We start from the raw sequence: 252 nt of genomic DNA, 5'->3' as shown, positions 1-252 counted from the left end.
TCCCAGACCTGGGACGCGATCGTGGTTCGCGACAGCACCTCCCCTCTACGGCGCATGAGCAGGTGCAACATCGAGAACTCATGATTCGTAAATTAAATGCGGGGAGTTCCCCGGAATACCCGCCTTCCAAGCACGTCGATGTCCAGATCGGCAATGCGCAATCGCTCGGACTCCTTCGAGGTGCTTTGGCGCAAGCAACGCCGGATACGGGCAAGGAGCTCGGCAAAGGCGAAGGGCTTGACCAGGTAATCG

General features: G+C 58.7%; 1 pseudogene. It reads right to left on the bottom strand.

The features are described from left to right. Positions 1–252 (bottom strand): annotated as a pseudogene (locus ACVA58_RS28410) (winged helix-turn-helix domain-containing protein); the annotation flags it as partial.

The sequence above is a fragment of the Photobacterium sp. DNB22_13_2 genome (assembly GCF_052873915.1).
This window is presented reverse-complemented; position numbering and strand designations above follow the sequence as displayed.